Below are 23,271 nucleotides of genomic sequence, written 5' to 3' on the forward strand. Positions count from 1 at the left end.
GGAGCGGTCAGCCGCCCATGACGGCGCGGGCGAAGCCGGTGGAGCGCTCGACGAGGCCGAGGATCCGCTGCTCACGGTGGTAGGCGAGCAGCGCCTCGTCCTCGGTCTGCATCTCGAAGGCCGTGGGCTTCCGGCGCACGTTGCGCGAGCAGCGGAAGTCGGCGCAGACGGCGGTGCCGAGCGTGTTGCCGTGGCGTCCGCTCGCGCCGGCCCGCGGCACGGCGAAGGAGGCGGCGTGCACGCCGTCGATGATGTCCTCGCACCAGCCGCACATCATCTTCCGGGCGGGCGGGTTCTCGGCGCCGCGCATCAGCAGGCACACCAGCTGGTCGTCGACCTCGAGCGCCACGTAGTGCTGCTGCGGACGCTTGGCGTCGTGCCAGCCCAGGTAGTCGAGGCGCTCCCATTCCACGGCGGAGAGGTCGGGCAGGGAGGCGCGCTTCGCCTCGCCCTTGGAGGCGTTGACGAACGCGCTGCGGATCTGTTCTTCGGTCAGGGGTCTCATGCAGGGGTCCTCACGGAGGGCACACCGCTGCGACCGCTCGGGGCGGTGTCGGGGTGTGCGGAAGGGTTCGGGGGAAACGGTGGCGCGAGGTCACGCCGAGCAGGCCGCGTGGGCCGCCCCGCTTCCTGCATGGCTGGTGCGCATGCCGAACTCCTCCTCCATCAGGCCCTGGCCGTTCCAGGACCCGTCCACGCTACGCCTGCCGGCCGCGCGGCGCGAGATCTTTGTCCGCCGGATCACCGCGGCGCCCGCCGGGTCACCGCAGGGGCGCGACCGCTCCCAGGGATCCGCTCCGCTCATGGACCTTGACCAGCTCGATCGAGTCCGGGCCGGCGCCCGCCTCCTTCGCCGCGACCCAGAGCGCGAGGGTGTTGGGGCCGTGGTGGTCCAGCAGGCCGGAGGGCACCGCGAACTCGCTCTGCGGGCCGATGTCCCCGATGTAGGCCCCCACGTTCCACCCGTTGACGTAGAGCACGGCCTGGCAGGGATCCTGCCGCCCGTCCTCGAAGCGGGGCGAGCGCAGGGCGAGCCGCCAGGCGACGTCGACTCCCTCGGGCGCATCCAGCTCGAAGTCCGCGCGGTACCAGCGCACCCCGGGGGCGTCGGCCTGCAGCGTGTCGGTCGCCTCCCAGTCCGTGTCATCGGCCTGGGGGAGGTGCCAGCCCTCCCGCTCCCCGTGCAGCCCGCCCACGTTGTACAGGGTGCGCAGCAGGTCCTGCTGGCCGGTGGGGTCGGCGGCGCCCTGGATCCTCCAGGCCACCTCGCCCTCTGCCGGCAGCACCGCGTCGAACAGGCCGCGGTTCTGCTTGGACAGGCCGTCGTCGCTCCAGTCGAGGTTCTGGCCGAGGGTGTGCACGAGCACGGCGAGCACCGTCTCGGCATGGGGCTCCGCGGTTCCGGCGGGCAGGGTCAGCGTCTGGTCGGCGCCGTCCGCCGACGCCGCGCCGACATAGCTGCCGTCGGCCCAGACCTGCAGGAAGGCGGGGGCCTTCCCCTGCGGAGGCTGCCCGGTGCCGCCGTTGCCGCGCAGCACCACCTCCCGGCCCGCCCCGGCGGTGAAGCGGGCGCGGTACCAGATGGAGCCCTCGAAGAAGCCGTAGTGGTGGGCGTCGAGCACGACTCCCCCGCGGCCGGGTCCCTGGTGCTCGGTGCTGCCTGCGGTGGAGTCGGCGGCCAGCCAGTCCGCGTCGTCGTACCCCGGATCCGCCTCGGGCGCCTCCTCGATGGTGCGGAAGGCGAGGTCCGGCACGGGGGCGGGGTCCGGGGCGTCGAGTCGCGCCGTCGCGATGCCGTCGTGCACGGGACGTGCCCGTCCGTTGATCCGCACCTGGCGGATCCCGTCGGGCACGTCGATCCGCAGCGCGGTCCGGCCGGTGTCGCCCACCAGGAGATCGGCCTCGGCGCGGTCGAAGGTGACCGTGCGTGCGAGCTCCGCCCCCTCGACCACCACGTGCGCGTCGACCCCGCCCGGCGTGGGCGCGAGCCGATCGCTCGCCGCCCCGCCCAGGAACCAGGTCGTCGCCGCGGCGGCGCGGCCCAGCACCCGCAGCGCGAGCGGGCTCTCCTCTCCGACGCCCGTCGAGGTGAGGGGGGTGCCGATGATCCGGATCTGCACGGGCTGCTCGCCGTGCAGGAGGTTCAGCCGCAGCTGCCCGGTCTCCTCGTCCCAGGCGGTGGTGACCTCGTCCGGGGCGTCGACGGACGGCTCCTCGGCGTAGCGCAGCACGATCTCCGCGGGGTCGCCCTCCCGACCGATGAGGTGCTGCAGGTGGCCGCCGCGGCGCGGCAGCGTCGGGCCGAACGGCGTGGAGGTGGAGTACAGCAGGCCGTGCCCGCCGATCACCGTGTCCGCCACCAGGGTGAGGGCGTCACGACCGTGCAGGTGCAGGAACGCGTCCTCCTGCTGGGGGACGCGGCTCCAGCCGGTGACTCCGTCGGGGATCTCGACGCCTCCGTCCCCGCCCGGAACGGGCAGGTCGAAGGCGTCGAGGGCCACGACGGTCCCGGTCCCGCCCGGGGCGGGCTCGCCGAGGGCCTCGACCACGATCGTGTGCTCCCCCTCGGCGAGGCCCTCGACCTGGTGGGCGACGATCTGCGAGGGCTTGTTCTGCTCGGTGTCGACGTGGCTGGTGAAGGTGCCGTGCTCGATGCCGTCCACCAGCACGCGGGCCATGCCGTGGTCGGTGCCGGTGGCGGTGAGGACGTCCACGGCGGTGCCGGTGAAGGTCCAGCTCGCACTCGCCTCCGCGCCCTCGGCGATGCTGAGGGTGCCGCCCGATGCCGTCGGATCCTCCACCCGGTCCCAGGCGCCGGTCCAGGTGATCGCCCGGTCGCGGTCGTCGGCCGTGTGCCCGGACTCGCCGACGTCCTCGGGCTCGCCGAGCACGATCGCGGTGGTGAAGCGGGTGTCGGTCTCGTCGTTGGAATCCGCGAGGCGGAAGGCGAGCAGGCGCGGCGCGCCTCCGTCGGTCACCGACCGCTCCCCGTCGGTCGCGATCCGCTGATAGGCGGTGATCGCCCCGCCCTCGCGCTCGAGCAGCGGGCTCGCCGCGATCGGGGTCATCGAGGCGATCTGGGGAAGTGCCTGCTGGAGTGCGCCGAGCTCCTTCTGCACCGCGAGCTTCTCGGTGACACCGAGGTCCTCGGTGATCGCGGCCCCGTAGTCGTAGCTGGTGAACCCCGAGGACGGCGAGCCCGTCCACCCCCAGTTGGTGCCGCCGAAAGCCATGTAGTAGTTGAAGGCGGTGACGCCGCCCGCGAGGTTGCGCACGCCCCACTGGCGGGTGAAGGCGGGGTCGGTGAACTCGTAGGCGGCGCTCGCGTCGAAGGAGGCTCCCCACGGGGTGAAGGCCCCGCCCTGGGACTCGGTGATGAACTGCGGGGAGTCGGGGCTGATCTTCCGGTACGCCTGCTCGGAGTCGCCGATCGGAGCGCGGGGGCCGCCGGCGTCGAAGCCGATCGGATAGTGGTCGTAGGCGTAGAAGTCGGTGTGGTGGGCCTCGACGTCCGCGAAGCGGCCGCCCAGGTCGTAGTCGTTGTGGAACAGGGGAACGGTGATGCCGGTCGAGCGCACGTGGTCGGCCAGGGCCCGCAGGAAGGCGGAGCGCTCCGCGTCCTCGGCGATCAGCTCGTTCTCGACCTGGTACATGAGCACGCTGCCCCCGCCGTCGGTCACCTGATGGGCGGCGATGATCTCGCCCACCGCCGAGAGCCAGGCGCAGGAGTCGGCGAGGTTCTCCGGGTCCGTCGAGCGCAGCGGGGCGGCGCGGTTGGTCATGTAGGCGGGCAGGCCGCCCATGGAGATCTCGGCGTTGACGTAGGGGCCGGGCCGCGCGATGACGTAGAGCCCCTCCTCGGCGGCCATGGTCAGCAGCAGGTCGAGGTCCTTGATGCCGGTGAAGTCGAAGGGGCCGCCGGGCGTGGTCTGGTGCAGACCCCAGAAGAAGTAGAAGGAGACGGTGTTGAAGCCGGCCGCCCGGATGATCTGCAGCAGGTCGCGCCACTGGGCAGGGGCGGGCACGCGCCAATGGTGGATCTCCCCGGAATAGATCAGCAGCCGCTCGCCGTCGACGCGGAAGGAATGGGCGTCCCAGGTGACGGTGTGGGGGCGGCCGTCGTTCCCGGGGAAGGAGCTCGAGCCGTGGGGCAGCTCGGCGGCGGTGGTCCCCGCACGGCCGACGGAGGGGCGAGCGGGGGCGGTCGCCGCGGCGGCCGCGCCGGTCGCGGACCCGGCCGCCAGGGCGCCGACGGCGCCGGCTCCGAGGCGCAGGAAGGTCTGGCGCGTGAGATCGGGGGCGGGGCGAGCGGGGCCGGCGGGATGTGTCGGCGTCATACGGGGCTCCTCGTCGAGCGGGCGGGCCTCGACGCTACCAAGAAGCTAACCGTTTCACACCCCGCAGGACCCCTCGCCCCTCACGATCCCTCGCCCCTCCGGGCGCTCGCGCGGGTCAGGCGATGATCGCGTCGAGCTCCTCGCGCTCGGCGTCGCTCAGGGAGAGGCCCATGGCGCCCGCGGAGTCGGTGATCGAGGCGGGCCGGCTCGCGCCCGGGATCGGGATCACGTGCTCGCCGAGGGCGAGCTCCCAGGCCAGCACCACCTGCTGAGGGCTGGCATCGTGGGCGTCGGCGATGCGCTGGATCTGCGGGAACCTCTCCCCCACCGCGCTCGCGCCCCCGCCGGTGCCGCCCAGCGGCGACCACGGCACGAAGGCGATGCCGTGCTCGGCGCAGTGCGCCAGCTCGCCCCGGCTGGTGTGGAAGAAGGTCGGCGAGAACTCGTTCTGCACCGCGGCGAGGCCTCCCTCGCCGAGCACGTCGCGGGCCACGTCGATCTCCTCGACGTTGGCGTTGGAGATGCCGACCTCCCGGATCAGGCCCTCCTGCTGCAGCGCCGCGAGCGCCTCGACACCCTCGGCGTAGCGGATGCTGCGATCCGGACGGTGCCAGTAGTAGAGATCCACCGCGTCGACCTCGAGGTTCGCAAGGGACTTCTCGAGGGCGGCGCGGAGGTAGCCGGCGGAGCCGTCGCGGCCGCCGCCCTCGGCGGTGCGGGTGATGCCGCCCTTGGTGGCCACGACGACGGAGGAGCGGTCACCGTCCCAGGTGCGCAGCGCCTCGGCCACGAGCTTCTCGTTGTGCCCCATGGTGTCCCAGCTCGGGGCGTAGATGTCCGCGGTGTCGAGCAGGGTCACGCCGGCGTCGAGGGCGGCGTGGACGGTGGCCGAGGCCCGCTCGGGCGGGGCGGGCTCCCCGCGTCCCATGGACAGCGGCATGGCGCCCAGGCCCAGGGCGGAGACGGACAGGGAACCGATATGACGGGTGGGTGCACTCATGCACCCACCTTATGCCTCACGCCTCACGCCCCATGCCTCGCGCCCCATGCCTCAGGCCTCACGCCGAGGGGCGTCGCACTCCGCGATCGCGGGGCATGGTCGACTCCCTCTCGATGATCCGGGAGCGCAGCAGGGTGGTCGAGGGCTCCTCGTCGGGACTGGCCATCCGCTGGCCGAGCATGCGGGCGGCGGCCCGGCTGGTGGCGCGCACCGGCTGGTGGACCACCGAGACCGAGGGGGTGACCAGCCGCGTCCACAGGTCGTCGTCGGTGGCCAGCAGGGCAGGGGCGTCCTCCGCCCCGCGCAGCGCCTCGAAGGCCCCGGCGGACATGCGGTTGTTGGTGACGTAGAGGCAGTCGGCGTCGCCGGCGGCCAGCAGCTGCTGCGCCAGAGCACGGCCGGACTCCACGTGCAGGTCGCCGCGCAGCAGAGCCGACTCGCCCACCCCGACGCCGAGCCCGCGCCAGGCGGCCAGGAAGCCGGTGGCGCGGTCCTCGGTGGTGCGCAGGTCGGGGGGACCGGCGACCACCACGGGGAAGCGGAACCCGCGCTCGTACAGGTGGTGGGCGGCCTGTCGGCCCGCGTCGAGATTGTCGGTGGCGACCACGTCGGTCGGGGCGCCGTCGACCCCACGGTCCACGAGCACCACCGGGATCCCCGCCTCGGTGAGCGGCCCCAGATCGGTGCGGACGCTGTCGACCGGGACCAGCAGCACCCCCGAGACGTGCCGGCTGACCAGCTGCGCGAAGCACTCCTGCTCGAGCGCGAGCTGATCCTCGGTGTGGGCGACGGTCACCGAGTGGTTCCTCTCCCGCGCGATCCGCTCCACCTGGCTGATGATCTGCGTGAAGTACGGGTTCTCGGCGTCGGGTGCGACCACGGCGATCTGGGAGGTGCCGCCGCGGCGCAGCGAGCGGCCCAGCGCGTTGGGGACGTAGCCGGTGTCCTTGACCGCGGCCTGGACCCGCCGGCTGAGCTCCTTGTCGACCGTGGTCGCGCCGTTGATGACGCGCGAGACGGTCGCCGAGGAGACGCCCGCGGTGCGCGCGACGTCCATGATCGTGGGCCTGGGCGTCACCACCGGCTCGTGCCTGCCATCCGCTGCTCCTCGTTCCGTGCCGTCCCCGGTCCGCTTCCCCGGCCCGCTCAGGACCCGACGATGACGGCGTCGCCGCACAGGTGCACCCACACCCCCAGGCGGTGGAACAGGGCCGCCTTGGCGGTCAGCGCCCGATCGGCCGACTCCGCGTCCTCAGCGTAGACGAGCTGGGCATGGTTGGCCTTGTGCCGTCCCATGAACTGGTCGCGGCTCACGCCGTGCAGGACCACGTGCGCGATCGGCCACTCGGGATTGGTGGCCTCCTTGCGCCGACGGGTCTCCTCCTCGGGCAGCTCGACGACGCTGCCGCGTCCGAGGTCCACGTGCAGCGCCTCGTCCTGGACGTAGACGCGGGACCAGACGATCTCGCCCGGTTTGGAGACCCCGTTGATGGTCGAGCCGCCGGCCGGGAAGAACTCCGGACCCTGGCGCCAGCCCTCGGCGTCGGCGTACCCGTTCGGGAGATGGCTGGGCGGGACGGAGCCGGAGATCTCGTAGACCCACACGTACTCGCCGTCGTACTCCTCCCCCCAGCGCACGTCATGCAGCGTGGTGGCGGGATCCATGCCCATCGCGTTCCAGACCCGGTGGGTGACCAGGGCGTCGACCGCGACGCCCTCGTCGACCTCGTTGAAGTTCGGCAGCGCCTGGTCCTCCCAGAGCACGCGCGAGCCGTCGCGGCTGGTGACCGGGGGGCGCCGGACGTTGTTGAGCAGGCCCTCGACGAGGTCCGAGGCGGGGCAGACGTCCTTCATCCCCTGCTGGTACTGGATCCCCACGGCGTCCAGTCCGAAGTCGTCGCTGATCCGCAGCGCGGCGACGTACATCTTGTGCTGCCAGCGCAGCTGCGTCTCGGTGAGCTCGGTGGCCTCGTCGGTGCCGAGGCGGAAGGTCATGCCGGCCTCGGTCAGCCAGGCGCCGATCGCGTCGGCCTCCTCGTCGGGGACGGTCTGCATCTCGGCCCACAGCGCGGACTGGCTGAGGCGCTCCTTGTAGATGCCCAGAGGGTTCAGCATCTCGTCGTCGATGATCGCGTTGTACATCCCCATGCAGCCCTCGTCGAAGATGCCGATGATGGCCTTGTCCTGCATCAGCTGATCGGCGAGGTCCCGGCCCAGCTCGACCTCGGCGGTCGAGGGGAGGGCGGGCAGGGGGCGCACGTGGCTGTCGTCGTGCTCGAGCCGGCCGGTCGCGATCCAGGTGGCGATGCCCTCGCGGAACCACTCGTCGGTGCCGTCGACGGTCCACAGCGTGGAGTACTCGCGCCCCATCTTGGTCAGTCCGCCGTTGAGGTTCAGCAGCCCCACCAGGCCCGGCCATTCGGGGGCGAAGTTGGCGACGGTGAGGATCGGGCCGCGATGGGTGCGCAGTCCGGCGAGGACATGATGGCTGTACTGCCAGTTCGCGGTCGCGACGATCAGCGGGGCGTCCGGCGGGATGTCCTTGAAGACCTCGATGCCCATGCGCTGGGAGCGGATGAAGCCGTGCCCGTACTCGGGATCGGCCTCGAAGGCGCGCCGCACGCTCCAGCCGGCGGCGCCGACGGCCTCGCCGACGATGCGTTCGAGCTCCTGCTGGAACGGCCAGGCCGGGACGTTCGCACTCTCCCGGAGGTCGCCGCTGGGGACGAGGAACGCCGTGCGCTCCGGGGCCGGGAGCTCCTCGCGGACGGACGGGTGCTGGTAGGTGGTGGTCATGAGGAGTCTCCCTCGGAGGTGACGGGGGCAGGGTCAGGCGCGGGCGGGGCCGACAGGACTGTGCGGGCCGGGACCGGTGCCGAGATGGATCTCCATCGCGTCGTAGCTCGGCGGCGCGGGCCGCGTCGTGGCGGGGCGGTCGAGGTAGAACAGCGCGGTGGAGGCGATGTCGTCGCGCAGCGGCAGGTAGCGGCCGGCGCTCTTCCAGCCCAGCGCCTGGATGTCCACGCGCGGCAGACCGGTGGTGAAGTGGATCGGGTCGGCGACGTGCCAGCGGTACATGCCGAAGCGCTGCTGGGCGACGTAGAGACCGTCGGGCCGGATCACCTGCGGCATCCCCAGGTACGGGGTGGAGAAGGCGGTGTACCCCTGCCCGGGGACGTCGAAGTTCCAGGCCCCGCCGAAGTAGTCCTCGGTGCCCGTGCCGACGATCGTGGGGAAGCCCGCCTCGGGATCGTCGTCGTCCATGTAGAACTTGATCTCGCCCTCGCCCCACCAGCCGTTGGAGTTCACGCCCCAGGCGAGGTAGGTGCCCACGTACTGGCCCTGGCCCTCGACGCCCTCGAGCAGCACGTGCGGCGCGGCCTCGTCCAGCGGGTTCGAGCGCCGCCACTGGGCATGGAAGTAGGCGTCCTCGCTGTGGTCGCCGCCGAGCTCGTAGGTCACCTGGTAGTAGACACGCGCATCCTGGTCGGAGGTGTTCTCGAGGGTGAGACGGGCGCCCTCGCGGAAGGGCATCGGCCAGTAGGAGTTGAAGCCGCCGTGCGGGTTCGCGGAGACCATCTGGGAGTCGACCTGCGCGAACACGCCCCAGCCGTTGGCGAAGAAGTCCCCGTAGGGCACCTCGACAGCGGGCTCCTCGGCGCCGTCCCAGTAGGCGCGCAGCACCAGCTGGCGCCAGTGGTCGGTGTGGGTGGTGATCCAGACGTGGGTGATCACGCCGGCGGAGTCGATGTCCGCCAGGGTGAAGGTCTCCCCCGCCTTCACGTCGACGCTGGGCGAGACCTTCCAGCCCTGACCGAGGTCGCGGGCCTCGCGGGCGCCGGTGCCCTCGGTGGCGCGGCCGCCGCCGCCCGGACTGCCGTCGACGTTCTCGGGACTGATGGAGCGGGTCCGCACGGGCCGCAGCGCGGCGAGGCCGGCAGGGGTGCGGGAGGGGATGGCGGGACGGGTCACGGAAGCACTCCCGGAGTCGTGGTGGTCACCGGCGCCGGCGGCGAGGCCGGAGCCCCGGACGGTCGCAACGGTGCGAAAACGTTTACTCACACGATAATGCCGAGGATGCGCGCCGTCAATCACCGGTCGATCACCGATGACAGGCAGGGACAAGACAGGGCGGTCCCGGACTTCGCGGGGGCCGTTGACGGGACGGAGCGGGACGCCTACGGTTCGGAGGAAACGATTACTAGCCACCGTTCACACATCGACGTGTCCCTCAGGAGGCTCCGCCTTGCGGCTGCGACCACACCGACCCCCACCCTCCTCCACGGTGTCCCGGCGCCTTCTCCTGGGAGGCTCCGCGGCCGCCGTCGGCGCCGGCCTGCTGAGCTCGTGCGGCGGCGGTAGGAGCGACGACGCTCCGCTGAGCTTCTGGAACTTCTACAGCCCGGCACCGCAGCAGGATCCGAACCTCGTGGCCCAGTCCGAGTGGTTCGCGACCGCGATCGACCGGTGGAACTCCGCCAACCGGCGTCAGATCGAGCCCGTGTACATGACCGGCGACCAGATGAACCAGCGCATGCCGGTCGCCTTCGCCTCGGGCGACGGGCCGGACATCTTCCTCATCTCCCCCGGCGACTACCTGCGCTACGCCAACGGCGGGGTTCTCGAGGACCTCGCGCCCTACATGGAGCAGGAGGCGATCGACGACTACTTCCCGCAGGCGCTGGCCACCCGCCGCGACGGCGAGGGGATCTACGGCCTCCCGATGGAGCAGGAGCCGCTGGCGCTGTTCTACGATCCGGACCTCCTCGAGGCCGCCGGGCTCTCCGAGGGCGACCTCCCCGCGGACTGGGAACAGCTCCTCGACCTCGGTGGGCAGCTCAGCGAGGGGAACCAGACCGGCCTCGTGCTGGACGTGGACCCCGGCTACTACCAGAACTTCACCTTCTACCCCTGGCTCTGGCAGACCGGCGGCGACGTCATCGACCCGAGCACCCAGACCCCGGTCTTCGACGCCGACGGCCCCAGAGCGGCCCTGGACCTGTTCGGCCGCGCGATCGCCGACGGCGCCACACCCCGGACGCGCCCCGCCAACGGGGACATCGTCGGCGCCTTCACCTCCGAGTTCGCGGCCTTCTGGCAGACGGGCGTGTGGGACGTCCAGAACCTGCTGCTCAACGCCCCGGACAAGAGCTTCGGCGTGATGCCGCTCCCCCCGCCCCCGGGCGGGGAGCAGGTGACCGCTCTCGGCGGGTGGGCCTGGTGCGTCAATTCCCGCGGGACCGACCCGGACGCGGCGGCCAGGTTCGTCGTCAGCGTCCTGGGCAGCATGGACGAGCAGTCCGTCGCCCACCACGCGGCCTGGAACAGCCCCACGATCAAGGGCAACATGCCCGCCCGCGCCTCGGTCGACGAGGTCCTCGACGCCGAGGACGCCTTCGCGGACGAGCGCTACCGGGTGTTCCGGGAGGACATCCTCCCCACCGGACGTGCCGAGCCCCGCTTCCCGCCGGTGGTCTACAAGGCCGTCTCCGATGCCCTGCAGGCCGTCCAGCTGGCCGGCGCGGATCCCGCGGAGGAGACCGAGCGAGCACAGACCTCTCTCGAGGGATACCTGGAGACCTACCGAGGAGGGAGCCTGATATGAGCACGCAGGCCACCACGACGACCGTCCCCGGGCCGGCGCCCGCACGGAACCCGGGCGCCGCTCCCAGATCCCTCGGCCGACGGCGACGGGAGACCCGGGCGGCGATGCTGTTCCTGGCGCCCGACGCCCTCGGACTGCTCGTCTTCGTCGCCCTGCCGATGGTGCTGTCCGTGGTCCTGGGCTTCTTCTGGATCGACGGCTTCGGGAACTTCGACTTCATCGGCGTCGACAACTACGTGCGCATGGCCCAGGACCCGCAGTTCTGGAACAGCGCCCGTGTCACGCTCGTCTATCTCGTGGTGCTGGTCCCCCTGATCTTCGTCACCGGGCTGGGACTCGCGCTGCTCGTGCAGCAGAAGTTCCCTGCCGTCGGCTGGATCCGCAGCGCCCTGTTCATGCCGTACGTGGTCTCGATCGTCGTCGTCTCGATGGTCTGGCAGTTCATGCTGACCGATCGCACCGGCGTGATCGCGGCGGTGCTGTCGTGGATCCGGGTGGACGGCATCTCGTTCCTCGGCGACCCGCGGTACGCCCTGGGGACCGTGATCGTCGTGACCATCTGGCTGCAGATGGGCTACTACATGATCATCTTCCTGGCCGGGCTGCAGGACATCCCCGGCGAGCTGTACGAGGCGGCCCGCATCGACGGGGCCGGCCCCTGGGCCCGGTTCCGCCGGATCACCCTCCCGCTGCTGGCTCCCACCAGCTTCTTCGTGCTGCTGACCTCGATGATCGCAGTGGTCACCGGCGGTCTGGACATGATCTTCGTGCTGACCAGCGGCGGCCCGGCGAACTCCACCTCGCTGCTGATCTTCTACATCTACCAGCAGGCCTTCCTGTTCGGCGACCTGGGCTACGCGGCCGCCATCGGCTCCGTGCTGGTCGCGGCGCTGCTGATCATCTCCGCGGCGATGTTCGTCGTGACCCGAGGAGGACGGTTCACCCATGACGACTGAGACCACTGCTCCCGCCGCACCTGCCGGCACCGCCCCGCTGCGGCCTCGGCGTCGGCGCCGCCCCGGTCGCTGGATCCTCCTGGCCATCGGTGTCGTGCTGGCACTGCTGACCGTCTTCCCCCTGGTCTGGATGGTGATGGGGTCGGTGAAGACCCCCGAGGAGGTCAACTCCCCCTCCCTCATCCCCTCGACGGTGACGCTCGAGAACTACGTCTACGTGTTCTCCCAGGTGCCCTTCGCCCGGTATCTGTTCAACAGCTTCTTCATCTCCGCCGCGGTCACCGTCCTCGCCCTGTGGTTCCACTCGATGGCGGCCTACGCGCTCGCGCGGCTCGATTTCCCCGGCCGCGAACGGATCTTCCTCGCGATCTTCGCGACGATGCTGGTCAGCGCTCCGGTGACCATCATCCCGACGTTCATCATCGTGCGCACCCTGGGCATGGTGGACAACTACGCCGGGCTCATCGTCCCGGCGATCTTCAACGCCTTCGGCATCTTCCTGCTGCGGCAGTTCTACATCTCGCTGCCGGACGAGCTGGAGGAGGCCGCCCTGGTCGACGGGGCCTCGTACTGGACCATCTACTGGCGCATCGTGCTGCCGCTGTCCAGGCCCATCCTGTCGGCGCTGGCGGTGTTCTTCTTCCTCGCGAACTGGAACTCCTTCGTGTGGCCGATGACGGTGACCTCGGATCCGAAGCTGCGCGTGGTCCAGCTCGGCATCCAGACCTTCCAGCAGCAGTACGCCGCGGACTGGAACTACATCCTCGCCGCCTCGACCGTCGCAGCCCTGCCGACGCTCGCGATCTTCTTCGTCTTCCAGAAGCAGATCGTCGCCTCGATCAAGACCTCCGGACTGAAGTAGTCCGTCAGCCCGCGTCCGAGGAGAGGTCCTCGGCGCCGAGGTCGAGGGCGCAGCACCAGTAGGCGGCGCCGGCCATGAGGGCGACCGGGACGGGCAGCAGCAGGATCAGCGAGGAGTGGAGAGCCGTCCCCGCCCAGGCGGCGAGGACGCACACCACCGCGGGGGCGAGGAACCTGACAGGCCACCGCCCCAGCAGATGCCACGCCGTGATCCACAGCCGCACTCCGCGCAGCCCCGGGCGTGCGACCGCGAGCGGAAGGAGGGCGAGGAGACCGACGGCGGTGAGCACCGAGCCGCTCGCCGCGAGCGCGAGCGAGACGACCACCGCATCGCTGCCGGTGCGAGCGTGCACCTCGAGCGCCGCGAGCAGCGCGCTCAAGCACAGGCCGACCGTCAGCGCGTGGGCCGTGCCGCGCAGGGCGGAGCCTCGCAGCGCCCGCGCGTAGAGCCGCAGCTCGGTGTCGTCGTGCACGAGCGCGTCCTGCACGACGGAGAACAGGGGCAGCAGCGTCGGACCGCACAGCAGGGCCGCGAGCAGCGGCGTGGGCACACGGATCCCGCCGGTGATCCACAGGGCGGTGGCCAGGGTCAGCGCGGTCGCGGCTCCCGCCGCCGCGAGCGAGGGCAGGTGCCGCCAGGGCGAGGTCCACACGCGCCGCAGGATCGTTCCCTGGCGCGCTGAGCTGCGCCGGCCGGCCGCCCGGGTCACGAGGCGGGTCCCGCCGGAGGTCACCCGCGCACTCCCGCCGTGGCGACGCTCGCGATGAACGCCCGCTGGAAGAGCAGGAACACCACGAGGGCCGGCACCACCACCGCGGTGATCGCCGCGAAGACGACCACGCTCGAGCCGCTCTGACCCGCCTGGAGGGTGACCAGCCCGAGCGGCAGGGTCATGTGCTCCTCCGTGCGGATGAAGATCAGGGGCCCGAAGTAGTTGTTCCAGGTGGCTTCGAAGATCAGGATCGTCATCGCCGCGATCGCGGGCCCCGACAGCGGGACCAGCATGCGGAAGAGGATCCACCCGTGCCCCGCGCCGTCGAGGGTCGCCGCCTCGTCGAGCTCTCGCGGGATCGAGGCGAAGTACTGCCGGAAGAAGAAGATCGCGAAGACGTTGATCAGCGCCGGCAGGATGAGCGAGCCCAGGGTGTCGACCAGTCCGAGGTTCCGCATGAGGAAGAAGACCGGGATCACCGTCATCTGCATCGGCACCATGAGTGCGGCGAGCATGAGCGCGAACAGGCGGTCCCGGCCCCTGAAGCGCAGACGGGAGAAGGCATAGGCGGCCATCACGCTGACCAGCAGAGCACCGACGGTCGCGGTCACCGAGACGACCACGCTGTTGAGGAACATGCGGCCGAAGGGGATCAGCTCCGCCATGGCCGTGAAGTTCTCCGTGGTGACGTCGCGCGGGATCCAGGACGGCGGCAGGTAGAACGCGGATCTCTCCTGCGTGAAGCTCTCGCTCATGAGCCATACCAGCGGAGCGAGCATGATGGCGCCGAAGACCACCAGGACCGTCGTGAGGATCCAGGTGCCGAATCGTCGAGCCCTCATCGATCGTGCACCCACTTCCGCGAGACCCAGAACTGCAGCGCCGTCACCAGCGCCATGATGACGAAGACGACGAGCGCGACGGCGGAGGCGTATCCGGCCTGGAAGGCCTGGAAGCCCTGCTGGTAGAGGTACATGACGATCGAGAGGGTGGACTCGTCCGGCCCTCCGTTCGGGGTGATGATCTGGATCGGGTCGAAGATCTGGAAGGCCCCGATGAACGTGATGACGCTGGCGAAGAAGATCGTCGGCGACATCATCGGGATGGTCACGTTCCACATCCGCTGCCAGGCGTTCGCCCCGTCGATGCGAGCCGCCTCGTGCAGCTGGTCCGGCACGGTCTGCAGTCCGGCGAGCATGATCACGAAGGTGAAGCCGACGGTGTGCCACCAGTCGATCCCGATGATGGCCGGAAGGGCCCACTGCGGGTCCGTGAACCAGTTCGGGGTCGAGATCCCGAGACGTTCGAGATAGTAGGTGCCCATCCCGAACGTCGGATCCAGGACGTAGCGCCACAGCAGGGCGACCGCCGCCCAGGAGATCACGAAGGGGAAGAACAGCGAGGTGCGCACGAAGTAGGACGCGATCCGGCTGCGCAGCCGGTTGACCGCGAGCGCGAGGACGAAGCCCGCGACCAGGTGGGAGATCATCGAGGCGAGGGAGAACGCGAAGGTGTTCCGCAGCGCGTTGTAGAAGCTCGCGTCGGTCGCGAGGGCGACGAGGTTCTCCAGGCCGATGAACTCCGGCGGGGTGAGCATGTCCCATCGGAACAGGCTGAGCCCGATGGCGACGACGAAGGGCCCGAGGACGAAGACGGCGAACAGGAGCATCGCCGGGCCGAGGAAGATCAGCCCTGCCAGCCGGTCCCCGCGACGGGCCGGTGCAGGACGGGACGGGGTCCCGGGTCGACCGGAGGACCCGAGCCCCGTGGCGACGGCAGCGCTCACAGCAGTTCCTGGATCGCCGCGTTCGCCGAGCCCAGCGCCTCCTCGACCGGCTGATTGCCGAGGATGGCGGCCTCCCAGCCCTTGTTGACCTCGGTGTCCACCTGGGCCTGCTGGTCGGGGCTGGGCACCGGGGTGCCGACCTCGATCGCGGTCGCGATGAGCTCGGTCCCCTCCGGAGCGTCGTCGAGGAAGGAGCTGCTGGCGGCCACGTCCTCGCGCACGGGGACGTTGGTGCCGCCCTGCTCCGCGTAGAACTCGGAGGCCTCGACGGACATCAGCCACTTCAGGAACGTCCAGGCGGCCTCCTTGTTCTGCGAGGACTTGAAGACGGCCCAGCCGTCCCAGCCGACGGGGGTGCCGGGCCCGGCGTTGTGCGGGAAGTTCAGGATCCTGGTCTGGTCGACCATCTCGAGCCGGCGGACGTCCGGCAGGGTGTACCGCCCGCCCGTGAGCGTGGCGAGGGATCCCCGCTCGTACTGGGTCGCTCCGTCGAACTCGCCGCCTGGCTGGGGCACGAGCTCGTCGTCGACCAGCGCCTTGACGAACTCCGCCGCCTCGATCGCCTCCGGGCTGTCGAAGGTCGCGGTGGCCCAGTCCTCGCTGAGCGTGCTCGCACCGTTGGTGAACAGCCAGGGCAGGATCTGTCCGAAGGGGAAACCCGCACCGGCCGTGGTGAGGAAGGCGCCGGTCTCCTCCTTCACCGTCTCGGCGATGGAGCGGAACTCGTCCCACGTCCAGTCTGTGTCCGGCAGCTCGACCCCGGCGGCGTCGAAGACCTCCCGGTTGGCGTACATGACCACGGTGTTGTACCCGCCGGGGATGAAGTACGTGCTGCCGTCCGGCGAGCCGTAGGTGTCGAGCCACTCCCCCAGCCGGGGTGAGACCTTCTCGTAGAACTCCTCGGTCACGTCGCTGTCGCGTGAGATCAGCTCGTCCAGCGGTTCGAACAGCCCTTTGGAGGACATCAGCCGCTGTCCCTCGGTCGCCACCGAGATGATGTCCGCCTTCTCGCCGCCCGCGATGCGGGTCGAGACGGTGTTGCCGAACGTCGCCCAGTCCCCGGCGGCGATGCCGTTCGCCTTCAGGGTGATGTCCGGGTGGTGGTCCTGGAACTCGTCGAAGAGCGCCTGGAAGGTCTCCTGCTGCGTCGCGTCCCCCATGTAGATCAGGGTCAGCTCTCCGGTGCCGTCGCCCGCATCGCCCTCACCGTTCCCGCCGCAGGCGGACAGCGCACCGAGGGTGGGGACGAGCGCGGCGAGGGAGCCCGCCTGGAGGACGGACCGCCGACGGAGAGGTGCCGTGCTGGACGGAGGCGTGGTGCTCATCGGAACTCCTTCGTTGTCGCAGTCAACGATTGCTCTCCTCGATGTCCGGACGACCGGGGGCGCCACCGCCACTGCAGTGTGGAGGGATCATGCCGTGCGTAATCGTTTTCTCATCGTCCCACACTCGTCGGCGAACTGCCAGGGGCCGGACCCGTCACGGCGTGCGGAGCGGCCGTCGGATCCGCCGCCGCGGAGTCCGCCGTGGAGTCCATCAGGGTCGGCCTGCTCCGGCGCGGCGACAGGCTTCAGTCCCAGCGCTCGCGCACCAGCGGCAGCAGGGAATCGCGACGTGCGCGTCGATGCGGCAGCAGGAAGGGCAGCGAGGGCTCGTGCGGCCACCGAGCGGCGTCGACGAAGAAGCCCAGCACGCCCGCGAACACGTCGGTGCCCACCTGTCGCGGCAGGTCGTGAGCTGCCAGCACGGCGTCGACCCGCGCATTCACCCCGAGGGAGCCGCCGGGGTCCTCGACGGAGGAGAGCAGCTGCAGCGCATCGGCGACGCGGCTGCCGCGCGAGGCCCAGGCCCAGTCCACGAAGCGCACCGTCCCGTCGTCCGCCAGGAGCATGTTGTCCGCCCGCACGTCGGCGTGGCAGAGCGTGTCCCCGTCGAGCGCCTCGATCCCCCGCTTCGCGGCGGCGCGCAGCGCGTCCAGCCGCTCCCGGATCCACGGGTCCAGGTCCTCGGGCGGGTCGGCGGCCACCTGCTCGAAGCCCAGCATGTCGGGCCCGAGGGTCTCGACCACGGAGCGCAGTCCGTCGAGGGGACAGGGCGTGGTCACGGCCTGCAGGGCGTCCAGTGCATCGAGCGCCTTGTCCAGCTGCGCGGGCGTCCACGGCTGACCAGGCAGGGCACCTCGAGCCACCTCGGTGACCAGAACGAACCACTCCCCCTGCGCGAAGGCGTCCACCAGGGCGGGGACCGGGGCGGATGCGGGCAGGGACGCGAGAACCCTTGCCTCGGCACGATTGAGGTCTCGTGACCTGGGGTTGTCGAGGTCCCGCACGGCCTTGACGAACAGCTCGCGACCCGAGGCGGCGGTGAGCACCTCGGCGCTGCTCGGGGAGAAGCCGCCCGTGCAGGAGCGGGTGCTCACCACCGAGCCGCCCAGCAGCCTCTCGAGCCGTCCTCGCAGCGCGGGCGGGAAGTCGTCCCAGGTGCGTCGGTGCGTCATCGGACCAGCCTGTCACGTCCTGCTCGACGGCACTTTCGACCCGGTGCGCCGGACGGAATCGGTGCGAAAGGACCATGGACGGGAGCCGCGGACCGGAATGAGGTGGAAGGACCACCTGCTCCCGACGTCGACCGGAGGCCATCATGGTGAGCCCGCACGACTCCCCCCGTCCCGACCCCTCCCACCCTGGGACCGGCGGCATCAGCCGCGGCTCCTTCCTCGCGCTCGGCGGGCTGACCGCCGCCGCGACCGGCCTCGGCGCCGTCGGGCTGCAGGCCGGGCCGCTCGCGGCCCGCGCGTCGGCCGCCCCCTCCGTGGCTCGCCTCGGCGAGGTCACCGGGCCCGGCCTGACCGACCGCTGGGGCGCGAACGCCACCGACCTGGGGATCCCGGTGCGCACGCCCGACGGCCGGATCCTCACGGTCTTCGGCGACACCTTCGACGCTCCCCGCGCGGAGGAGGGAGACCACCGGGCGCCGATCGCCCTGTACGCCGACCCGGACCGGCCGCTCGCGGACAAGGTCGCCTGGACCGAGGCCGTCGGCGGGGACTACGCCGCCGATCTCGTGCCCTACGACCTGCCCGTGACCACGATGCTGCCCGGGGACGTGATCACCCTCGGCGACACGATGTACCTGTGGCTGATGGCGAACCACGGGTTCGGCAACGTCGACCACACCGAGATCTGGACCTCGACCGACTCCGGGCAGACCTGGCAGCACGGCGCCACGATGTTCGGCGGCGCCGAGCAGGGCGGGCTCCTGCAGCAGGCCACCTGGACCTACAACCCCGAGGACGATCACGTCTACGTGCTCACCACGGGCTTCCAGCGCGACAAGCCGATCATCCTGCACCGGGTGTCCGGCGGCGCGATCCTGGACCCGAGCGCGTACGAGCCCTGGGGATTCGCGAACGGTGAGTGGGCCTGGGGCAACCCGCCCACGCCCGTGCTCGAGGGCTCCTTCGGGGAGATGTGCTGGCGGATCGTCGACGGGACCTGGGTGCTCTCCTGGTTCAACGCCGGCGAGGGCACGATGGACGTGCTCCTGCACGACGGGCCGACGGCGAACCTCCACGAGGCCACCCACCACCAGCTCCTGCACACGGTGCCCTGGGGCGCCGAGACCGAGACAGGCATCGCCCAGCCCTACGGCGGCTACATCGTGCCGGGCTCGACGCTCGAGGACCTCCACATCCTGGTCAGCCAGTGGTACAACGACGGCACCCCCACCAGCCCGAACTGGCCCTACTGGACCCAGCAGTTCCGCATCCGCGGGCTCGCCTGAGCTCCGCGCGCCCTCACACCCGCAGGATGCCGGCCGTGGTCCGGCGGAAGAGCCCCTCGGTCATGTAGAACGGCCCGAGGTCCTCCTCGAAGTCGACGTGGAGCCATTCCACGGGAGCGGCCCGGCACTCCTCGATCGCGCGGGTCACGAGCTCGCGGCCGATGCCGGTGCCCTGACGCTCGGGGTGGACGGCGGTGTCGAGCAGGAAGGCGTGGCGGCCGCCGTCGGTGATGATGTTGCAGAAGCCGATCAGCGCCTCGCCCCTCCGGGCCGTGACCCAGCCGAGGGAGTGCCGCTCGAGCCGCTCGTTCCAGGCCTCGAGCTCGTACTCGTGCCCGAAGGCCGCGGCGTGCAGCGTGGAGAGCTCGTCGTCGGTGACCGCCTCGCGCCAGGCCAGGCACGGCTGCTCCCTGGTGTCCATGCTCACCAGTGTGCCGGGCCGATCGATCCCCCGTCGACCCTTTCGCGAGGAAACCCGGACCGGACGGGCCGGTGCGCCCTCCCCTGCGCTGTCATGATGCGCCTCCGGGGCCCGGCAGCCTCAGCCGGCGCGCAGCGCGAGATCGAACCCCGGGCCGCTCGGCAGCACGATCGCGCCGTCGTGCAGCGAGTACGCCGAGGCGTCGACGCCCTCGGTGGTGCCGGGCACCGCTTCGACCACGGGCACGTTGCCGAGCCCGGCGGCGAGCTGCGCGGCGTAGAGAGTCTTGAGCGGATGCCCCCAGGCATGCGGCGAGGCGAGGACGCCGAGCTCGCGCACGGTCGGCATCAGTCGGCGCCAGGCCGTGATCCCGAAGGAGAGCACGTCCATGAGCAGCACGTCCAGCAGGCCCTGCCCCGCCAGCTCGAGCACCTGCTGCAGGTCGGGGTCGAACTCGCCGTCGGCCACCAGCACGCCGGAGCCCGTGCGCTCCCGGTGCTCGCGCACCTCCCGCAGCCCGGCGGCGTGCTCGGCGAAGGGCTCCTCGATCCAGAACAGGTCGCAGTCCGCGGTCTCCTCGAGGTAGCGGATCGTGCGGGCGGGGTCGTAGCCGTCGTTCATGTCGACCAGCAGCCGCAGGTCCGGGTGCGCGGCGCGCACGGCCCGGGTCACCTCGACGTCGCGGCGGAAGCCCTCCTCGGCGGGCATCCAGCGGTTCCCGCGGCCGATCTTGAGCTTCAGTCCGCGGTAGCCGGCAGCCCGGTCCTCGGCGCAGGCGGCGAGCACGCCGTCGAGGCCGCGGGGCGACTCCGCCGGGTCGAGGTCGTCGAAGTAGATCGCGCCGGAGTAGCAGGGCACGGGCGCCGTGCCGTGCCCGCCGAGCATCTCGTGCACGGGCTGGTCGAGGATGCGCGCGACGAGGTCGTACAAGGCCGTGTCCAGCGGGAGCGCGACCGCATCGAGCACGCCGGTCCCCGGGTCGAACAGCTCGTCCAGGGGGCGGCCGATGCAGGCGTCCAGGTCCACCTCGGGCCCCTCGACCAGGCCCCACCCGGTGGCGCCCTCGGAGGTGCGCACGGTGAGGGCGCGGGCGGTGGGGCCGTCGCCGTGGCTGCCCAGACGGGCGTTGCGCCCGATGGTGCGCGGATAGCGGCTGCGGATCTCGACGGCGGTGACCGACTCGAGGCGATGGCCGCCGAGGGCGGCAGGGCCGGGACTGCTCATGCGGGGGGCTCCGGAGGTCGGATCTGCGGTGATCGGATCGTCAGGGGACGGATCGTCAGGCCGCCGCGACCCCAGCCGCCGCCGGTGATCCAGGTGCTCACGCCGTCCGCGACGATCTCGGCACAGTGCTCGTCGAGATCCACGTCGATCCGGCCCGAGTCCTCGAAGCGCAGCGGGTCGTGCGAGAAGCGGGCGAGGGTGCGATCGTACTCGGTGGACTCGCAGACGAACAGCACGAATCCTCCGCCCGCCCGGATCACGAAGGGGGACTCGGTGGGACCGCCGACGGTCCCGGACTCGGCGGACTCGTAGGCGACCGACGGCGCGGACCAGGTCACGAGGTCCTCGGAGGTGCGCACCGCGACCTGGTGGCGGCCGCCCTCGGGGGTGGAGGTGCGCGTGTAGTACAGCAGCCACCGTCCGCCCTCGCGCAGCACCATCGGATCGCGGGCGTCGAAGCCGTCCTCGAACAGGACCGGCTCGTGCGGGGTCCAGGTGACCAGGTCCTCGCTGGTCGCGAGCGTCATCCGGTAGGCGGTGTGATCCCTGGTGCCCCCGGCGTAGAACATCCAGTAGCGGTCCTCGTGACGGATCACGTGCGGGGCCCAGACATGGGTCTCGCCGAGCTCGGAGCGGGCGGGCAGCACCGGGTCGTGGATCGTCCACGGGGCACCGGTGAGGTCCGCGGCGCTCGCATGGAGGAAGAGCGTCTCGTCCAGCGGCGCCGCCGGCTCCCGGTGCCAGATGCCGAAGACGTGCCAGCGCCCGTCGGCCGCCCGGATCAGCGTGTGGTCATTGATGTACCAGGGCTCCTCCGCCGAGGGCGAGGCGTCGAGCAGTCGACGCTTCTGCCCCGGGACCAGCTCGACCTCACTCACCGTTCTCCCGGGCCTTCAGCGCCTCCTCGAACTCCGAGCGCATGTCGTCACCGCCGCGCGAGCGCCACTGCTCGCGGTAGGTCTCCAGATCGGACAGCGGCCGGTTGCCGACGATGATCTGGTGGATGTACGTCTCGAACAGCTCTTCCAGCTGGGGCTGCGCCGTGGTCGCGGCGTCGGAGAACAGTCCGGCGCACGGGTCCATCTCGGAGTTGTTCACGTACTGCTCGTTGACGGCGATCGCGTCCGCGGCGCCCGCGAAGTCGTAGACCACCGGGGACAGCCCGTAGGTGAGCTGGTTCGCCTCGGCCGCGAAGTTCGCTCCCTCCACCGGCTGCGGGTCCCCGCCGCCGTAGCGGGTGTAGTAGTCGCCCTCGGCGCCGTGGTGCAGGAAGTAGTGCTCCTCGCTGCCGAAGGGGGCGCGCAGGTAGTTGCAGTAGTCCAGCAGCATCCCCAGGCGCTCCTCGTCCTCCGCGGCCTGGGCGGAGATCCCCACCCGGGCGAACACCCCGGTGGAGCGGCCGAACAGACCCGCGCCGTCCCCCTCGTGCTGCGGCGGGACGAAGGCGGTCCAGCCCTCGGGCTCCTCCTGCAGCGAGTCGTAGTAGACCCCGGGGGTGTACCAGTTCGCGGTCGCGATCCAGGACAGTCCCACGGTCCCGGAGGGGATCATCGACAGGGTCTGGCCGACGTTCGATCCCAGTGCGAGGGCGTCGGGGTGGAAGGCGCCCTCCTCCCACAGCTCGGTCATGAACCGCAGCGCGGCCTCGAACTCCTCGGTCTCCTGGTGGTAGGTGAGACTGCCGTTCTCGAGGCGCCAGCCGATCGGCACCCCGAACATGGCGCTCGCGGCGACCATCGCGGCACCGGGGGCGTCGGAGAGTCCGTAGCGGCCGTCCACGCCCATCTTGGAGAAGGAGACGAACAGCTCCTTGAACTCCTCCGCGTTCGCAGGCGGGTCCGGGTAGCCGTTCTCCTCCGCCCAGTCGCGGCGGTAGCGGAACTCGTTGTTGTAGGCGGGCAGGTCGATCGGGAAGCCGACGATCTTGCCGTCGTAGGCGACGTAGCGCCACTGGTCCTCGCGGATGGTGGCGAGGTTGGGCCATTGGTCGATCGCGTCGCCGGCCAGCAGCGGGCTGAGGTCCGCGAAGGCCCCGTCGCGGATGGCGCGCGCGGACTGCGCGGTGTCCAGCAGCTGCACGATGTCCGGCAGGTCGCCGCCGGCCAGCAGGGTGGCCAGGCGCTCGTCGTAGTTCGCCGCCGGGGCGATCTGCGGGCGGTAGTCCACGTCGAGGGTCTCGTTGTAGGACTGCCAGAACAGGTTCTCCTCGAGCGGCGGCGCCGGGGCGTCCCAGGTGATCTTGAACTCGGTGAGCACGCTGCCGTCCCCCGGCGGGGACTGGACGGTGGTGATCAGATCGGCGGGCAGCTTCTCGTAGCCCGGCGGGACGCCCTCCACGTCGGAGATGATCGCGCCGTCGACCTCGGGCGGCGGGGTGTGGTTCGGCAGCTCGAGACCGGTGGCGTTGTCGATGGCGACGCCGCTGCCGGGGGCGTCCTCCGCGCAGGCGGACAGCGCGGCGAGCGGGGCGATGCCGCCCGCGACCATCAGGGAGCGGCGGGTGAAACGATGGGACATGGTCTCCTCCTCGAGACGGTCACAGCGTGGCGGGGTGGGCTGCGGGGCGGGATGGGCTGCGGGGCGGG

Annotated in this window: 19 protein-coding genes; 4 read left to right on the forward strand and 15 right to left on the reverse strand. The window is 71.2% G+C overall.

The features are described 5' to 3' along the window. Positions 1-7 precede the first annotated feature (7 nt). The 6 genes from ACT3SP_RS08245 to ACT3SP_RS08270 form a co-directional block, all read right to left on the reverse strand. Positions 8-505, reverse strand: a complete 498-nt coding sequence (locus tag ACT3SP_RS08245; RefSeq protein ID WP_444586787.1) for an FBP domain-containing protein — start codon at positions 503-505, stop codon at positions 8-10. 256 nt (positions 506-761) lie between these two features. Next, positions 762-4,337, reverse strand: a complete 3,576-nt coding sequence (locus ACT3SP_RS08250) for a beta-galactosidase (RefSeq protein WP_444586788.1) — start codon at positions 4,335-4,337, stop codon at positions 762-764. 115 nt (positions 4,338-4,452) lie between these two features. Further along, positions 4,453-5,337: an aldo/keto reductase gene (locus ACT3SP_RS08255; protein WP_444586789.1), complete on the reverse strand. Its 885-nt coding sequence runs from the start codon at positions 5,335-5,337 to the stop codon at positions 4,453-4,455. Positions 5,338-5,395: 58 nt separating this feature from the next. Next, positions 5,396-6,415 (reverse strand): LacI family DNA-binding transcriptional regulator, encoded by a 1,020-nt coding sequence (locus ACT3SP_RS08260; RefSeq protein WP_444586790.1) that lies wholly within the window; start codon positions 6,413-6,415, stop codon positions 5,396-5,398. A gap of 68 nt (positions 6,416-6,483) precedes the next feature. Continuing rightward, on the reverse strand, positions 6,484-8,133 hold the full coding sequence (locus tag ACT3SP_RS08265; protein ID WP_444586791.1) for a fucose isomerase: 1,650 nt from the start codon (positions 8,131-8,133) through the stop codon (positions 6,484-6,486). A 33-nt stretch (positions 8,134-8,166) separates the two neighbouring features. Beyond that, entirely contained in the window at positions 8,167-9,309 is a 1,143-nt protein-coding gene (locus tag ACT3SP_RS08270) for a glycoside hydrolase family 172 protein (RefSeq protein ID WP_444586792.1), read from the reverse strand. Between the two features lie 313 nt (positions 9,310-9,622). Here ACT3SP_RS08270 and ACT3SP_RS08275 point away from each other — a divergent pair, with 313 nt between their 5' ends. The 3 genes from ACT3SP_RS08275 to ACT3SP_RS08285 are packed head-to-tail and all read left to right on the forward strand — an operon-like array spanning position 9,623 to position 12,760. Continuing rightward, positions 9,623-10,942: an ABC transporter substrate-binding protein gene (locus tag ACT3SP_RS08275; protein WP_444586793.1), complete on the forward strand. Its 1,320-nt coding sequence runs from the start codon at positions 9,623-9,625 to the stop codon at positions 10,940-10,942. After that, a complete protein-coding gene (locus ACT3SP_RS08280; RefSeq protein ID WP_444586794.1) occupies positions 10,939-11,898 on the forward strand; it encodes a carbohydrate ABC transporter permease in 960 nt (319 codons plus the stop codon). The genes ACT3SP_RS08275 and ACT3SP_RS08280 overlap by 4 nt, the downstream gene beginning before the upstream one ends. Further along, positions 11,888-12,760, forward strand: a complete 873-nt coding sequence (locus ACT3SP_RS08285; protein ID WP_444586795.1) for a carbohydrate ABC transporter permease — start codon at positions 11,888-11,890, stop codon at positions 12,758-12,760. Before ACT3SP_RS08280 ends, ACT3SP_RS08285 begins: the two co-directional genes overlap by 11 nt. Before the next feature lie 4 nt (positions 12,761-12,764). On the opposite strand, the gene ACT3SP_RS08290 is transcribed toward ACT3SP_RS08285, so the two are convergent. From ACT3SP_RS08290 to ACT3SP_RS08310, 5 genes are all read right to left on the reverse strand, one after another. After that, positions 12,765-13,412, reverse strand: coding sequence for a hypothetical protein (locus ACT3SP_RS08290; RefSeq protein ID WP_444586796.1), 648 nt, complete (start codon positions 13,410-13,412; stop codon positions 12,765-12,767). Between the two features lie 77 nt (positions 13,413-13,489). Further along, positions 13,490-14,314, reverse strand: a complete 825-nt coding sequence (locus ACT3SP_RS08295) for a carbohydrate ABC transporter permease (protein ID WP_444586797.1) — start codon at positions 14,312-14,314, stop codon at positions 13,490-13,492. Beyond that, entirely contained in the window at positions 14,311-15,258 is a 948-nt protein-coding gene (locus tag ACT3SP_RS08300) for a carbohydrate ABC transporter permease (RefSeq protein WP_444586798.1), read from the reverse strand. The genes ACT3SP_RS08295 and ACT3SP_RS08300 overlap by 4 nt, the downstream gene beginning before the upstream one ends. Further along, the gene (locus ACT3SP_RS08305) at positions 15,255-16,583 is read right to left on the reverse strand and encodes an ABC transporter substrate-binding protein (RefSeq protein ID WP_444586799.1); all 1,329 of its coding nucleotides are present in this window, start codon (positions 16,581-16,583) and stop codon (positions 15,255-15,257) included. Before ACT3SP_RS08305 ends, ACT3SP_RS08300 begins: the two co-directional genes overlap by 4 nt. Positions 16,584-16,828: 245 nt before the next feature. Beyond that, the gene (locus ACT3SP_RS08310) at positions 16,829-17,755 is read right to left on the reverse strand and encodes a phosphotransferase (RefSeq protein ID WP_444586800.1); all 927 of its coding nucleotides are present in this window, start codon (positions 17,753-17,755) and stop codon (positions 16,829-16,831) included. 143 nt (positions 17,756-17,898) lie between these two features. On the opposite strand from ACT3SP_RS08310, the gene ACT3SP_RS08315 reads away from it, so the two are divergent. Further along, positions 17,899-19,041: a DUF4185 domain-containing protein gene (locus ACT3SP_RS08315; protein WP_444586801.1), complete on the forward strand. Its 1,143-nt coding sequence runs from the start codon at positions 17,899-17,901 to the stop codon at positions 19,039-19,041. A 13-nt stretch (positions 19,042-19,054) separates the two neighbouring features. On the opposite strand, the gene ACT3SP_RS08320 is transcribed toward ACT3SP_RS08315, so the two are convergent. The 4 genes from ACT3SP_RS08320 to ACT3SP_RS08335 form a co-directional block, all read right to left on the reverse strand. Beyond that, the gene (locus tag ACT3SP_RS08320) at positions 19,055-19,462 is read right to left on the reverse strand and encodes a GNAT family N-acetyltransferase (protein WP_444586802.1); all 408 of its coding nucleotides are present in this window, start codon (positions 19,460-19,462) and stop codon (positions 19,055-19,057) included. A 120-nt stretch (positions 19,463-19,582) separates the two neighbouring features. Continuing rightward, positions 19,583-20,686, reverse strand: coding sequence for a mandelate racemase/muconate lactonizing enzyme family protein (locus ACT3SP_RS08325; protein ID WP_444586803.1), 1,104 nt, complete (start codon positions 20,684-20,686; stop codon positions 19,583-19,585). Continuing rightward, positions 20,683-21,564 carry a glycosyl hydrolase family 32 gene (locus tag ACT3SP_RS08330; RefSeq protein ID WP_444586804.1) on the reverse strand — a complete coding sequence of 294 codons (882 nt, stop codon included), beginning with the start codon at positions 21,562-21,564 and terminating at the stop codon, positions 20,683-20,685. Before ACT3SP_RS08330 ends, ACT3SP_RS08325 begins: the two co-directional genes overlap by 4 nt. Next, positions 21,557-23,203, reverse strand: coding sequence for an extracellular solute-binding protein (locus tag ACT3SP_RS08335; protein WP_444586805.1), 1,647 nt, complete (start codon positions 23,201-23,203; stop codon positions 21,557-21,559). The genes ACT3SP_RS08330 and ACT3SP_RS08335 overlap by 8 nt, the downstream gene beginning before the upstream one ends. Positions 23,204-23,271: the final 68 nt, after the last annotated feature.

It is taken from the genome of Brachybacterium sp. AOP43-C2-M15 (assembly GCF_052446295.1).
Taxonomy (GTDB): Bacteria; Actinomycetota; Actinomycetes; order Actinomycetales; family Dermabacteraceae; genus Brachybacterium.

Excerpts from the sequence above, each read along its gene's own strand:
- ACT3SP_RS08245 (WP_444586787.1), bottom strand. The coding sequence starts at position 505 with ATGAGACCCCTGACCGAAGAACAGATCCGCAGCGCGTTCGTCAACGCC.
- ACT3SP_RS08250 (WP_444586788.1), bottom strand. The coding sequence starts at position 4,337 with ATGACGCCGACACATCCCGCCGGCCCCGCTCGCCCCGCCCCCGATCTC.
- ACT3SP_RS08255 (WP_444586789.1), bottom strand. The coding sequence starts at position 5,337 with ATGAGTGCACCCACCCGTCATATCGGTTCCCTGTCCGTCTCCGCCCTG.
- ACT3SP_RS08265 (WP_444586791.1), bottom strand. The coding sequence starts at position 8,133 with ATGACCACCACCTACCAGCACCCGTCCGTCCGCGAGGAGCTCCCGGCC.
- ACT3SP_RS08280 (WP_444586794.1), top strand. The coding sequence starts at position 10,939 with ATGAGCACGCAGGCCACCACGACGACCGTCCCCGGGCCGGCGCCCGCA.
- ACT3SP_RS08285 (WP_444586795.1), top strand. The coding sequence starts at position 11,888 with ATGACGACTGAGACCACTGCTCCCGCCGCACCTGCCGGCACCGCCCCG.
- ACT3SP_RS08295 (WP_444586797.1), bottom strand. The coding sequence starts at position 14,314 with ATGAGGGCTCGACGATTCGGCACCTGGATCCTCACGACGGTCCTGGTG.
- ACT3SP_RS08305 (WP_444586799.1), bottom strand. The coding sequence starts at position 16,583 with ATGAGCACCACGCCTCCGTCCAGCACGGCACCTCTCCGTCGGCGGTCC.
- ACT3SP_RS08310 (WP_444586800.1), bottom strand. The coding sequence starts at position 17,755 with ATGACGCACCGACGCACCTGGGACGACTTCCCGCCCGCGCTGCGAGGA.
- ACT3SP_RS08315 (WP_444586801.1), top strand. The coding sequence starts at position 17,899 with ATGGTGAGCCCGCACGACTCCCCCCGTCCCGACCCCTCCCACCCTGGG.
- ACT3SP_RS08320 (WP_444586802.1), bottom strand. The coding sequence starts at position 19,462 with ATGGACACCAGGGAGCAGCCGTGCCTGGCCTGGCGCGAGGCGGTCACC.
- ACT3SP_RS08325 (WP_444586803.1), bottom strand. The coding sequence starts at position 20,686 with ATGAGCAGTCCCGGCCCTGCCGCCCTCGGCGGCCATCGCCTCGAGTCG.
- ACT3SP_RS08335 (WP_444586805.1), bottom strand. The coding sequence starts at position 23,203 with ATGTCCCATCGTTTCACCCGCCGCTCCCTGATGGTCGCGGGCGGCATC.